This is a genomic window from Dyella nitratireducens, assembly GCF_014642835.1.
Classification (GTDB): Bacteria; Pseudomonadota; Gammaproteobacteria; order Xanthomonadales; family Rhodanobacteraceae; genus Dyella_B; species Dyella_B nitratireducens.
Window position 1 is genome coordinate 1,032,476 of sequence record NZ_BMJA01000002.1, and the last position, 13,030, is coordinate 1,045,505.

9 protein-coding genes are annotated in these 13,030 nt (G+C 58.4%); 6 read left to right on the forward strand and 3 right to left on the reverse strand.

The genetic code is table 11. The features are described 5' to 3' along the window. The first annotated feature begins 76 nt into the window (after positions 1-76). Entirely contained in the window at positions 77-937 is an 861-nt protein-coding gene (locus IEX75_RS15450; RefSeq protein ID WP_188795214.1) for a DMT family transporter, read from the forward strand. A 224-nt stretch (positions 938-1,161) separates the two neighbouring features. On the opposite strand, the gene IEX75_RS24485 is transcribed toward IEX75_RS15450, so the two are convergent. After that, positions 1,162-1,470, reverse strand: coding sequence for a PadR family transcriptional regulator (locus IEX75_RS24485; RefSeq protein ID WP_425490541.1), 309 nt, complete (start codon positions 1,468-1,470; stop codon positions 1,162-1,164). 570 nt (positions 1,471-2,040) lie between these two features. Between IEX75_RS24485 and IEX75_RS15460 the strand changes: the two genes are divergently transcribed. The 3 genes from IEX75_RS15460 (at position 2,041) to IEX75_RS15470 (ending at position 6,540) form a co-directional block, all read left to right on the forward strand. Beyond that, positions 2,041-2,346, forward strand: a complete 306-nt coding sequence (locus IEX75_RS15460; protein ID WP_188795217.1) for a hypothetical protein — start codon at positions 2,041-2,043, stop codon at positions 2,344-2,346. A 541-nt stretch (positions 2,347-2,887) separates the two neighbouring features. Next, complete coding sequence (locus IEX75_RS15465) at positions 2,888-5,335, forward strand: TonB-dependent receptor (protein WP_229720858.1); 2,448 nt, start codon at positions 2,888-2,890, stop codon at positions 5,333-5,335. Between the two features lie 116 nt (positions 5,336-5,451). Then, the gene (locus IEX75_RS15470; protein ID WP_423373291.1) at positions 5,452-6,540 is read left to right on the forward strand and encodes a glycerophosphodiester phosphodiesterase; all 1,089 of its coding nucleotides are present in this window, start codon (positions 5,452-5,454) and stop codon (positions 6,538-6,540) included. 99 nt (positions 6,541-6,639) lie between these two features. Here IEX75_RS15470 and IEX75_RS15475 read toward each other — a convergent pair whose 3' ends face one another. Continuing rightward, positions 6,640-7,716 (reverse strand): MBL fold metallo-hydrolase, encoded by a 1,077-nt coding sequence (locus IEX75_RS15475; protein ID WP_188795221.1) that lies wholly within the window; start codon positions 7,714-7,716, stop codon positions 6,640-6,642. Between the two features lie 96 nt (positions 7,717-7,812). On the opposite strand from IEX75_RS15475, the gene IEX75_RS15480 reads away from it, so the two are divergent. Beyond that, on the forward strand, positions 7,813-8,433 hold the full coding sequence (locus IEX75_RS15480; protein WP_188795223.1) for a TetR/AcrR family transcriptional regulator: 621 nt from the start codon (positions 7,813-7,815) through the stop codon (positions 8,431-8,433). 98 nt (positions 8,434-8,531) lie between these two features. After that, complete coding sequence (locus IEX75_RS15485) at positions 8,532-10,262, forward strand: esterase/lipase family protein (RefSeq protein WP_188795224.1); 1,731 nt, start codon at positions 8,532-8,534, stop codon at positions 10,260-10,262. A gap of 134 nt (positions 10,263-10,396) precedes the next feature. Here the strand turns inward: IEX75_RS15485 and IEX75_RS15490 are convergent, their stop codons facing one another. Next, entirely contained in the window at positions 10,397-12,967 is a 2,571-nt protein-coding gene (locus IEX75_RS15490; RefSeq protein WP_188795226.1) for a TonB-dependent receptor, read from the reverse strand. Positions 12,968-13,030 lie beyond the last annotated feature (63 nt).

The following is a 13,030-nucleotide window of genomic DNA, read 5'->3' on the forward strand; positions in this document are numbered from 1 at the left end:
TAATTGTATTGGATTGTGCCTGGCTCGACTCGCCGCGTCGATGCTCCACTGAAGGCCGACGACCCACGGGGGCACGATGAAAAAAACAAGCGGCTGGATCAATGGCTTTATCGGGGTATGCATGTTTGCGGGATCGCTGCCTGCAACACGTGCGGCGGTTGCTGATTTCAGCCCCGCATTTCTGACTTGCGCTCGGGCAACGATGGCAGCGTTGCTGGGTTTGGCCCTGCTGCTGCTGTTGCGACAGCGCCGGCCGAATATCGCCGATGTGCCATCGCTTGCACTCGTCGCCCTGGGCTGTGTCGTTGGCTACCCACTACTGTCCGCCTTGGCGTTGCAGCACATGACTTCCGCGCATTCGATTGTGTTCGTCGGGCTGCTGCCGCTTTGCACGGCGATCTTTGCAGTGCTTCGCGGTGGCGAGCGTCCGCGGGCTGTGTTCTGGCTGTTCTCAATCATGGGGAGCGCTTTCGTCGTCGGCTATGCATCCCTGGGTGGCATCGAGGCGTCGCCTCAAGGCGACTTGCTGATGTTGGTCGCCATCATCGTGTGCGGCCTGGGGTATGCGGAGGGCGCACGCCTTTCCCGCAAGCTGGGCGGCTGGCAAGTGATCAGTTGGGCGTTGGTGCTGTCGCTACCCATCATGCTGCCGATAGCGCTGCTGACCAGGCCGGTTTCGTTCAACCATGTTGGTGTGCCGGCATGGATCGGCCTTGCCTATGTCTCGCTTTTCAGCATGTTGATCGGCTTCGTGTTCTGGTATCGCGGCTTGGCGCAGGGCGGCATCGCAGCGGTGGGGCAGCTCCAGTTGTTTCAGCCGTTCATGGGGCTTGGTCTGGCCGCGCTGCTTCTCCACGAAAAGGTGAGTTGGATGATGCTGGTGGTGACGCTAGGTACGGTGATCTGCGTCGCCGGGGCGAGGAAGAGTGCTCATTGAGCGGGTGGCAATCTGTGTGCGGGATGTGGTTTCAGATAAAGCCAGCTGGGTGATTGGCGCAATCTGGGGTGTGGATGGCGGCGTGATGGTTGGTTGTACCTGATGCGCGTCGCCTCTCACCATGATGAAAGTTACCCATGTAGCCTTCATTCCCGTGAAAGCGCACTGCTGTCCGGGAAACTTTTAGCTTGCCGGATCCATGAATTTCATGTTGCCGTCAGTCATCAGGCTCGTCCCGGCGACAACGGTCGCCATTTCGCACCTGTTGGCTGCGAATGCTCGGTGGCATAGGCCGCCCCTTTGGCGGTGAGGCGATACAACTTTCTAGGTGGACGGCCTTGATGCGGTGACGGCTCCCATTTGGATTCGACCATGCCTCGATCGCTCAACCGCATGAGGATGGGATAGAGAGTCCCTGAGGGGAGTCCCGTTTGCTCGGACAGGTCGTATCCGTGTTGCCATTGAGCGCGTTGCGAAAGTAATGCAGCAAGGAGCTGCATGGTTTGCGCTGAGGGTGCCCTGGATCGCGTCATGCAATAAGTCTACATATATCGACATGTTGACGCAAGCGGCAAAGAATCCGTTGTTTTCCGCAATGTTCAAAGTGATTTGCAAATGTGCTGTTTCTCGCTGAGCTGAATGTTTTGACGTATCGCTCCTGGAACCTCCCTGATCAGGAAATGAGGTGCCATGAGAGAGCCGCTCCCATGTAGCCGTCATTCCCGCGAAAGCGCGAATCCACCTTGCTCTGATGCATCCTGAAAATGGATTCCCGCTTTCGCGCACTGCTGTCCGGGGAAATTTTGCGAAAAAAGTAACGAGCACTTGAGGGACAACACGTTTGCATGATTCACACTGCAAGCGACTTAAAAAAAGCTTGCTCAACGCGATATCCACGAGTGAACCGGAAACGGCCCCCTCCCCTGCGTGCAGGGGAGGGTTGGGGTGGGGTAAGGCGAGCGAAGCTCGCTTCCCGCTACGCGGGAATGAGCGTGAGACATCAACGGAATCTCTCGCGAGGTTGCTTCACCCCACCCCAACCCTCCCCTACTACACGTAGGGGAGGGGGCGACCTGGCCCGGGCGATTCGATTCGTCACTTGGATGATGCCGCCGCACCGCAAAGATTGGGCGGAGGCCATGCTCAACGAGATGGCCTATGTCAAATCGCGCCGGGCCGCATGGCATTGGCTGCTTGGGTGCACGCTGTTCGCGATAAGAGAAAGAGCATCTTACGAACTAGGTGGAGTGTTTATGAACCGCAGAATCTTCAAGTTTCTATTCGGATTAAGTGCTGCGTCGGTCATTGCTGTGACCGGCGTATATGCCATTCAAAAGCCCTATCAGCGCGAGCGCATCCTGCTATTTGTTTTTCACGGATGTACGAAATACAGCTGCACGCGGCATTGAAGGTGGGTTGATCGTTTTAGCCGCTCACATCATCAGGCGCCGTGACTATGCGTAACGATTACCCTTCTTGGTAATCCATGCGGCGCTTTCGTTTATGCGCATCAAAACTTCTGCAACGCGATCGCGTTACTGTCAGGAAGTACACATGGCGTCTTTCATGACAGCCTGATGCAGCAAGTCACTATGTCTTGTGCGATGGCAAAGACGTCTAGTCGTATAGACCATCTCTATCTCCTGATACGTATCTATTTCCTGACACGTACTTCCACTGTGCGATTCACCAAGCTGTCACGTTGGTTTCCCATCATGCGCCGCCGGAAGATTTGGCTCGATCTAATGCGGTGAATGTTCGCGCTTGTGACGCGCATCCCCATTAGAAAGCCCGTGCACGACGGCGTCGATTCGTTCAGACCGAACGATCTGACGGCCAATACGCTAGTCATCACAACGAATCGCCGCCATGGCCAACGTGGCGGCGCTTTTTTGGCGATCGGCTACGTGCTCCGAACAAAAATTTGCAGAGACATCACTGGGGAATTTGATGAGTTTCGATACGAGAAGTGCGGCAAAGGCACGGGCAACTACATGGGCGACTAATGGTTACGCGCTGAAAATACTGGCCTCAAGCGTGCTGGCCGTGCTCAGTTCCATGGCTTATGCCGATACCAATGGTGTGCCATCTGCATCGGGTTCTGCGGTCGCAGCCGCCAACGGAACGCAAGACGGTTCCGCCAACAACGACCCCAAGCAATTGGATGTGGTGAGCGTCTCCGCCAAAAACAGCGCGCGCTCGGCGGTATCGCTGAGTGATTCGGAGATCCAGAAGATTCTCCCAGGCACCAGCCCGCTGCAAGCGATCCAGACTTTGCCGGGCGTGCTGTATCGCACGGCTGATCCTTGGGGCAACAACGAGCAGAACACGTCGCTGTTCGTGCATGGCTTCAACGGGCAGCAGCTCGGCTACACGATGGATGGCGTGCCATTGGGTGACCAGCAGTACGGCAACTACAACGGCCTGACGCCGCAACGCGCCATCATCAGCGAGGATGTCGGCAACGTCACGCTGTTCTCCGGTGCCGGCGATCTGGCCACAGCATCCACGTCCAACCTGGGCGGAAGCATCGTTACTTTTTCGAGCGATCCGGCGGCAACGATGGGTGGCCGTTTTGCCCAGACCGTCGGCAGCTATGCGACGACGCGCACCTATGCGCGTTTCGATACCGGCCATTTCGACGGTGACAATGCGGCGTACGTGTCGATCATGCATCAAGACCAGCGCGCGTGGGATTTCGATGGCCATCAGGGTGGCACCCAGCTTGACGGCAAATTCGTGCACCACGACAAGCATGGCACCTTCACGTTCTTCGCCGATTATTCGGACAAGACGGAGCCGAATGAAGATGCCAACTATCACGGCACGGCTGCGGGGGAGGGGCGCATGCCTTACACGCGCGCCTTCATGTATCCCAATTTCCAGCAGGCCTTGAGTTATCTCGGCGCCAACGGCGCACCGCCGGCAGCTGACGGCAATAACTACCGCAACTACTACAGCGACGCGCAGCGCACCGATTACCTGACTTACGCGAAGTACGAGTGGTACATCACCGACTCAATAACCTGGTCCAACCAGGTGTATTACCACCGCGACGAGGGTGCCGGCGTCGTGGCCGGACCGATCCAGGTGGCAGGCCTGCCGGCTTTGTTTGCCGTGTATTTCCCCAACCAGAACCTCAAGCAAGTGTTCGGTGGCTCCGGCTATGCGATACGCACCACCGAATACGACATCAACCGCCGCGGTTGGCTTTCGTCATTGAATTGGGACACCGACACCAACGAGTTGAGCGCGGGCGTGTGGTGGGAGCATAACCGGCTGTCGCAGGATCGCCGTTGGTATCCGCTCGATGTGAATGATCCCGGCGCCGCGACGCCGTATGCGCGCCCGACTGACCCGCTGATCACCCAGTATGAAGACGACGCACGCAGCGATGTGATCCAGCCTTACGTCTCCGATTTGTGGCACGTCACACCCAACATCACGCTGCAGGCAGGCTTCAAATCCAGTTTCCAGTATGCGGACGGCTGGTATCCGGTGCAGCCCTTGCCGAAATCGACCGTGGGCGTCGTTCAATATCCCGACGGCACCATCAACAGCCACAAGGACTTCCTGCCGCAGCTCGGTGCGACGTGGGACATCACGCAGCACGACGAATTGTTCTTCAACGCGCAGCAGAACATGCGCCAGTTCGCCACCGCCAATAACCTGTCGCCGTGGAGCTTGGGCAGCCAGCAGGCGTTCGATATCTTCAAGCAGACGGTGAAGCCGGAAACGGCCTGGGTGTACGAGCTGGGCCTTCGTTCGCAGCACGATTTTGATGCAGGTCCGTTCACTGGCCTGGATAGCCAGGTCAGCGCCTACCACGTGAACTTCTCCAACCGGTTGCTGCAGATCAGCCCGACGCCGGTCATTTCGTCGATCGTCGGCGGCGCTTCGATCATCGAGAACGTCGGCAGTGTCACCACCAACGGCGCCGATTTGGCGGCGACGCTGCATATGGGCGAGCATTTCAGCATCTACAACGCCGTGTCGTACAACGACTCGAAATACAACGACAATTACTTCAGCGGCGCCGTGCTGGTGCCCACGGCGGGCAAGAAGGTTCCGGGCAGCCCCGAGTGGATGGACAAATTCATCATCAGCGCAAGCTATGGTCGATTCAGCGGCCAATTGATCGGTGATGCGGTGGGCAAGGTCTACGCCACCTATACCAATGATCTGTCGATGCCCGGCTATTTCCTGATGAGCGGACAGCTCAGCTATGCGTTGCCGCTCGACGATGTTTTCCACGACGCCAAGCTGAGCTTGAATGTCACCAACCTGGCGAATCGCAAAGGCGACTACCAGGTATCGGTGGGCGCCGCCTCGGGCACGTACAACACTTATCCGATGGCGCCGCGGCAATACTTCTTCACGTTCTCGACCAAGTTCTGACGCTGCTTTTGCACTATCGATGGCAAGGCGTGCAGGGTCGCCGGCATGAGTGCCGGCGACCGGTTGCCGCGCTATGCTTTCTGCTATGGAGTTATGACATGCGATATGTTCCCCTGATGGTTGCAGTGGTGTTGGCGCTAGGAACCATGACGACACAAGCGACGGAAAAGCCCTTGGCGTCCAAGGTGCTGGTCATCGGCCATCGCGGTGCCTGCGCGCTGCGTCCGGAACACACCTTGGCGTCATACGGCAAGGCGATTGCCGATGGCGCCGACTACGTTGAACCGGACCTGGTCATGACCAAGGATGGCGTCATGGTGGCGCGCCACGAGAACGAGATCGGCGGCACCACCGACGTGGCCAGCCATCCGGAGTTTGCCGATCGAAAAACAACCAAGACCATCGACGGCAAAGCCGTCACCGGCTGGTTTACCGAAGACTTCACCCTCGCCGAGCTGAAAACCTTGCGTGCACGCGAACGCTTGCCGCAGCTACGCAGCACCAAGTACGACGGTGAATTCCAGATCCCCACGCTGGACGAAATCATCGACTTCGTCGCTGCCGAATCTGCGGTGGTCGGCCGTCCGATCGGCATCATTCCGGAGATCAAGCACGGCACCTACTACCAGAAGCTCGGCCTGCCGATGGAGGACAAGCTGCTCGCTACATTGGCCGCGCATAGCTACACGCGCAGCGCGCCAGTCGAGATCCAGTCGTTCGAGATCGCCAATCTCAAGTATTTGCACGCCAAGCTTGGCGGCGCGCAGTCTCGTCGCGAGCATCCGAATATTCGCTTGTTGCAATTGATCGGAGAATCAAGGGAACAGCCCTATGACGTGGAGGCTTCCGGCGCCACGCTGACCTATGGCGAGATGATGAAACCCGCTGGATTGCACGAGATCGCCAGTTATGCCGATGCGATCGGCCCGGCGACGCGTTCGATCATTCCGCTACTCGCCGACGGAAAGCTGGGAGAGCCTACGGCACTCGTGCACGATGCGCATGCGGTTGGGTTGGAACTGCACCCCTACACGTTCCGTCCGGAGAATCAGTTCCTCGCGAAGAATTTTTGGCAGGGAAGTGATCCGAAAACCTTCAACGAGGCCGGTTCAATCGCCGAGATTCGTGCTTATCTCAACGCTGGCATCGATGCCTTTTTTACCGACGATCCGGCGATCGGTCGGGAGGCGCTGGATAAGCGTTGACGTGCGCGGATAACCTGGCCCGGCGTGCGCATTCCATTGCGCAAGGCATGTGTGCACTTCTATTGCCAATGATCGCAGTCACCGCATCGCGCATCGCATTTACTTCAACGACACCGCGCTTTCCCAACGGTGATTTGAAGCGACTTTGGTTTCACGCCACCAACGCTCACCTACATGCGGTGACGTGAGGTCCATGCGCTCACCCATGCGCGGTGTAGCAAGAGAAATATTGTTTTCCAGGGCCAGCGTGACAATGCGTTCGAAGGGTTCCTCCCAACGATGCATCGCCAGATCAAAAGTGCCGTTGTGCACCGGCATGAGCCAGCGGCCGCGTAGATCCTGGTGCGCCTGCAGGGTCTCTTCCGGCTGCATATGCACATACGGCCATTGCGCGTCGTAGGCACCGGTTTCGACCATCGTGACGTCGAAGGGGCCAAGCCGCTCGCCAATGGCTTTGAAGCCGTCGAAGTAGCCGGTGTCTCCGCTGAAGAACACGCGCAAGTCGTCGTCAAAGATCGCCCACGATGCACACAGCGTGCTGTTGCCGTCGAAGGGCGTGCGACCTGAGAAATGCTGCGCCGGTGTGGCGGTCATCTGCAGGCCATCGATCTCGATGCTTTCCCACCAGTCGAGCTGATGCACTTTGGCTGCATCGACGCCCCATTCGATCAGCCGGTCGCCGACGCCAAGCGGCGTTAGAAAGACATCGGTGGTGGCAGCCAGCTGTTCGATGGTCTGGCGGTCCAGATGGTCGTAGTGATCATGCGACAGGATGACGCCACGAAGCGGCGGCAAGTCCTTCAAGGCGATTGGTGGCTGATGAAAGCGCTTGGGACCCATCCATGTGAAGGGTGAAGCGCGCTCGGAAAAAACCGGATCGGTCAACCAAAAAGCACCGCGCAGTTTGATCAGCATGGTGGAGTGGCCGAGCCGGTAGAGACTGCGATCAGGAGCCGCCTCAAGCTGCGCGCGTGTAACGGGGCGCACCGGAATCGAACCGCGCGGAGACGTGCCGGCCGGTTTCTTGAAAAGCACGTTCCAGGTAATACGCAGCATTTTGCCGAGCCCTTCAGATGGCTGCGGCACCGGATTGCGGAAGCGCTGCGCCTGACGCTGGGGTGAGGATTGATACCTGTCCGTCTTGGGGCGAAACAGTGCGGTGAGGCGCGAAGACATGGCGAAATCCTCGGGATGGGTAGCTGGAGAGTGATTACACTGCACAGTGTAGTTTACATTCTAGGAAAAGTAAACTGGTCAGTGTAAAGTGCGCACATGCCCAGGCTTCCCACCTCATCTCCACGCCTTACCGAGCGCAAGCGCAGTGCGATCATCGACGCTGCCATCGACGAATTTCGCGTTTCCGGTTACGAAACCACCAGCATGGACCGCATTGCCGCCCGTGCCGAGGTATCCAAGCGCACCGTCTATAACCATTTTCCCAGCAAGGAAGTTTTGTTCGCGGAGATCCTGCGTCATTTGTGGGACGCGATCGCAGGCGGTGAAGCCTTCGCTCATCACGCCGATCGCCCGTTGCGCGATCAATTGCTGGAGTTGGTAGCGCAGAAATTTCGTCTGCTCAATGACGAGGCGTTCGTATCGCTGGCCCGCGTCGCGATCGCCGCCGGCATCCATTCGTCCGAACTCGCGCTCGACATGGTTGCGCGCATGAACGAGAAGGAAGAAGGGCTGACCGTCTGGATACGCGCAGCTGCCAAGGCCGGCCGGTTGAAGATCAAAGACCCTGTCTTTGCGTCCCATCAATTGGAATCGCTGATCAAGGGCTTTGCGTTCTGGCCGCAGATCACGCTGGCCCAACCACCGTTGGACGCCGCTACGCAAAAGAAGGTGGCGGAGTCGGCCGTGGATATGTTTTTGGGTTATTACGCTTTGTAGACTACATCCGCTACGCCGTTCGAGTGCCGCAGAGGGAGCGGCGCCAGACAGCCGCAAATCGTGAATGCGCATTCTTCGAGCACGGGGAAGGTCGAGTGATGGCGGATGGTACGAAGCATGGCCACATCGCTCAGCGGCCGTCAGCCGTGCGAGCTTTTGCATGCATGGCATGGATGGTGTGGGTGGCGTGCGTATCCAGTTGTGCATCGACAGGCGGGGGACATGCTTCCCGCGTTTCTGCCGAGGCGCTGCTCGAGCAGGCGCAGGCGAGGGAAGTGGAAGCCATCCGCGCACAATCGTCACAAGCCCAGGCCTATGCGTGGCTGCATTGCGCAACGCTGGCGCACGATGCCATGGCCGCCGAAAAAGCGGCGACCGAGACAGCGGCAGGGTTGCTCGCCACGCAGTGCAGTCGCGCCTTCTTCGATCTCATGGCACAAGGTGCGCCTATCGAAGTCATGGCAGGACGATTGTCTCTCGGCGGTGTCACCATCCGCGTCGAATTCCGCGGCATGCCCGATAGCCTTGCCAGGAGCGTCTATCTGGAACCGGCCGACCAGGTATCGATGGATCCTCTGGATGGCGCTCGCCATCATCATGCCGGCTTTGGCGTGCCGCTCGTGGCGTTTTCCCTGCCGTGTTCCGATCGGCCGATCTGCCGTCTTTATCCGCCGGAGGGTGTTTTTCGACCGGCGACCCTGTGGCTGGAAACGCCGCTCGCCGCCGTTGCTCATGACGACACACCCGTGCTGGTGGTGCAGAACCCCGTGACCCAACCGGAGCATGTGGCGGGTGCCAATCGCTATACCCTTGCCGAGGACATGTCCGCGCCCTTCGCCCAATTGCTGGAGCGAACGCGCCTGAAGCGGCTGGCTTGGTGGGGCATGATCGGTGGTGCAGAAATAGGAAAGCGATCGGGTTTGTTTCTGCTGGATGACTACGATCCGAACAAGACCCCCATCATCATGATCCACGGTCTGGCCGGGAGCCCGCTGATCTGGGCGCGATTGAGCAATGCCATCATGGGCGATCCCGAACTTCATCGGCGCTACCAGATCTGGCACATCGTCTATCAGAGCAATGCACCGTTATTGGTGGAACGCTATCGCGTGCAGCATTACATCGATGAAGCCTGGCACGTTCTCGATCCGGGCAGTCACGCACCGGCACGGCAGGGTGTTGTGCTGATCGGACACAGCATGGGGGGTGTGATTGCGCGACTGCTGTGCGCACAAAGTACGCCAGACGTATGGAACGCAGCGTTTACCGCGCCCATGGAGAGTCTGCACGCCGATGCGAACGATCTGGCCACGCTCAAGGACGTTTTCCAGTTCAAGCCGTACCCGGGTGTCGACGAGATCATCTTCATGGCAGCGCCACAGCGCGGAAGCCCTTCAGCAGATGGATTGCTGGGGCGCCTGGTGGGACTGTTGGCATGGCGGCATATCGAAGAGATGGCTGGACTCGTGCGCATCGTGACCGAAAATCCGAAAGCCATCCAACCAGCGGTCGAGTCGATTTTTCAAACAGGCCACCTCACTAGCTTAACGAGCTTGCGACCCGATGAGCCCGTGTCGCTCGCGGATGAGAAATTGATGCCTGCAGCCGGTGTGCGCTACGACACGATCGCCGGTGTTCTCCCGGGCGTCAAACCACCCGGAGATGGCTACGTGCCCTTGAGCAGCGCACTGTTTCCAGGTTCCGCGACAACGTTGATCGTTCACTCCGATCACAAGGTGCCAAATAATCCGGAGGCGATTGCGGGCGTGCTGAAGATTCTGCGCGAGCACGGCAATTCGCATGATGTCGTGAGTAGTGAGACGCCTTAGCGTCGATGCTGTTTCAATGCGGACTGTCATTCCGCTTTGATATGGAATCGATGTGATCCTGGGTGTTGCGGCAACGGCGCACAGATTGGGGTTCGGCCAAGCCTCCCCCCAACCTGCATCTTCGGGCTTACGTATCAGAATTTGTACTTTGCCTGGAAATTAACTTCACGCCCTTCAATGGAACGCGCAAGGATCACACCACCCGTATTGGCAGCGCCAAGAATGCGGGCATTGCCTTCGGTCAAACCGATCTGGTTGGTGACATTCGTGCCTTGCAACGTGAACGCCCACTCCTTGCCAACGTTGGCGACAACGCCAAAGGCCAGATCGTAGTAATGCCCGAGCGGCTGGAGTTCCTGCTGGTCGCTGTAATGGCTGCCGATGTATTCGTAGGTCACCCACGCGGTCAACGAGCCCCAGCTGGTCGGGATTTCATAAGATGGCGTCAGGCGCGCTTGGAAGGTTGGCTGGCGGGCCAGCTGGTAACCATTGAATTGGTTCGACTTGCTGCATACCACCTGGGTCGTTTCGCCTTGATAGGTGTAGCAACCGTTGCTGTGGGTGTATTGCGAATCCTGGTAGTTGCCGGACAGATTGATCGACAGGTGGTCGATCGGCTTGGCCGTGACGTTGAAGTTCACGCCCTTGGATTGAGAACCATACACATAGGAAACCGTCTCCGTGGTATTGCCGACTGCCACGAGCAGGCTGGACGGAACGCCGCTGAAGAGCCGCCGAAAGGCCGAGATGTCGGCGTAGATCCAGTTCGCTTCATATTTGAAGCCGATCTCCATGTTGTGCATCTTTTCGACCGGCGTGTTCGGCAGCGTGGCCAGGTCGGTGAACGAGGGGAAGTGCACGCCATCGCTCAAGCGGGCGTAAGCGCTCATGTGTTCATCGAATGCGTAGTTGGCGCCGATCGTCCATGATGGTGCGGTTTTTCCGTAGCGGATGGCCGTGCTGCCGGGAACCAGGTAGCGGGATTTGTTGTTGTACAGCGTATAAGGGTTGTCATCCAGATCACCCGTCGCGACATTGCCGAGCGATGCGCGCAGATGCTGATATTCATCACGAATGCCTGCATCGAAAAGCCAGTTGTCGAGTTTCCAGGTGTCGCTCAAGAAGAACGCGGTGTTGAAACCCGTCCCCGGGATACGCTGGGCGGTCGTCGGACCGGTGGTGAAACCCTGCGGGCTGGCCACTTGCCACGTCTGCGTGCCGTTGGTCAACGAGACAGCGATGGGCGTTGGATTGTTCTTGGCTTGCAGAAGTATGTCGCTACCTTGGATGGCCAATTCATTCGAGTTGTAACCCACGGTGTAATTGCCAAGCGTCAGAGTGTTGCCTTCGAACAGCTCCTTGTTGACGTGAAACTCGTTGCTGACGGCATGGAATTTCTGCTGGACGTAACGCAGTTCCTGCGTGACGACGTTCTGGCTCATCGACGCCTGGCCACCCGTGGTATAGGTCGCGTTGGCCGTCAAACCTGCGGGCAGATGGTTGGCGGATTCCGCGTTGGCGATAAACGTGGAAAGCGGCAGCGGGTTGGTACCGGTGCTGTAGAACGCAACCATGTTCTCGGTGCCGCCGTTGACGCCCAGCTTGTCCGAGATCGTCCAGCCGTTGCCGAAATCCCAATCGAAATTGGCGCCTGTCAGATAGGCATCCGGTCCACGACCATTGGCCATGTTCACGGCGATGCCACCCGGAGTGCAGCCTTTCGTAAAACAGGGTGTCGTCTGCAAGAACTCGTATTGATCGGCTTTACTTCCCATGGTGCCGGTCAGCGGGCTGAAACCGGGATAGTTGGAGAACTGGCCGCGGCTGGGATTGAGAATGGGCGTATCCGTTACGAACTGGTTCTTGTCGTTGATGTAGCGGGCAAAGAACATCAGTGAGCCGCTATCCCAGTCGCGCGTGAGCGTTGCCGTGATCTGGCCGCCGTCATCGGCGAGATATTCCGGATTGCGCACGCCCGAAGACTGCCGATAGAAACCGCCGACGCTTCCATACCAGTTGCTGTTCTTGCTGAGCGGAAAACCGACAAAGCCATCCAGCCGGACAAGGTCTTCCGAACCGATCGTCATCCCGACGTCGCCGGAGGTGACATCGGTACCTTGTTTGAGAATGAAGTTGCCGAACAAGCCGGGCTGCGCCGAGCCATACAGCACGGCCGGGCCGCCTTGCACCAGCTCCGCGCGCTCGATCGTGTCATCCAGGCGCAGCAGCGAAGCCTGCTCCAGATACGCCAATCCCGACATCGGATAGAAAGGCACGCCTTGCAGGCCGAGGGTGACATAGGGCGACTGACCGCTGCCCGGAAAGCCTGCCACTTCGATATTTGCACCCGTTTGACCACCGGATGATTCGACGTGCACACCGGGCGACGCCTTGAGCAAGTCATTCGCGCTGGTGGTGTTGGCCTGGCTGATTTGATCCGCCGTCAACGTGGTGATCGAGTAGCTGGCATCAAGCTTCTTGACGCCCGTGATGGACGCATTGCCTGTGACCACAACCTGGTCGAGGCTCTTTGTGTTGGCGTCAGCGTTCGACGGGGCGCGTGATTTTGCTTTGACGTTGTCTGTCGTGGGCGATATGGTGGATGTCGAGATGTTGTCCTGGGCGAAAGCCGGGCCAACGGTGGCAAGAATCGACGCAGCTAGCAAAGTGCGTGGAAGCAGTGACGGGGCAGTACGCCGTGTCATGGAAATTTCCCCAGAGTGAGTGTTTGGTGCGAATAAGGCCCCTCCCCATGAGAGGAGGGGCCT

Coding starts and splice junctions, on each gene's coding strand:
- IEX75_RS15450 (WP_188795214.1), top strand. CDS start 77: ATGAAAAAAACAAGCGGCTGGATCAATGGCTTTATCGGGGTATGCATG.
- IEX75_RS24485 (WP_425490541.1), bottom strand. CDS start 1,470: ATGACGCGATCCAGGGCACCCTCAGCGCAAACCATGCAGCTCCTTGCT.
- IEX75_RS15460 (WP_188795217.1), top strand. CDS start 2,041: ATGATGCCGCCGCACCGCAAAGATTGGGCGGAGGCCATGCTCAACGAG.
- IEX75_RS15465 (WP_229720858.1), top strand. CDS start 2,888: ATGAGTTTCGATACGAGAAGTGCGGCAAAGGCACGGGCAACTACATGG.
- IEX75_RS15470 (WP_423373291.1), top strand. CDS start 5,452: ATGGTTGCAGTGGTGTTGGCGCTAGGAACCATGACGACACAAGCGACG.
- IEX75_RS15475 (WP_188795221.1), bottom strand. CDS start 7,716: ATGTCTTCGCGCCTCACCGCACTGTTTCGCCCCAAGACGGACAGGTAT.
- IEX75_RS15480 (WP_188795223.1), top strand. CDS start 7,813: ATGCCCAGGCTTCCCACCTCATCTCCACGCCTTACCGAGCGCAAGCGC.
- IEX75_RS15485 (WP_188795224.1), top strand. CDS start 8,532: ATGGCGGATGGTACGAAGCATGGCCACATCGCTCAGCGGCCGTCAGCC.
- IEX75_RS15490 (WP_188795226.1), bottom strand. CDS start 12,967: ATGACACGGCGTACTGCCCCGTCACTGCTTCCACGCACTTTGCTAGCT.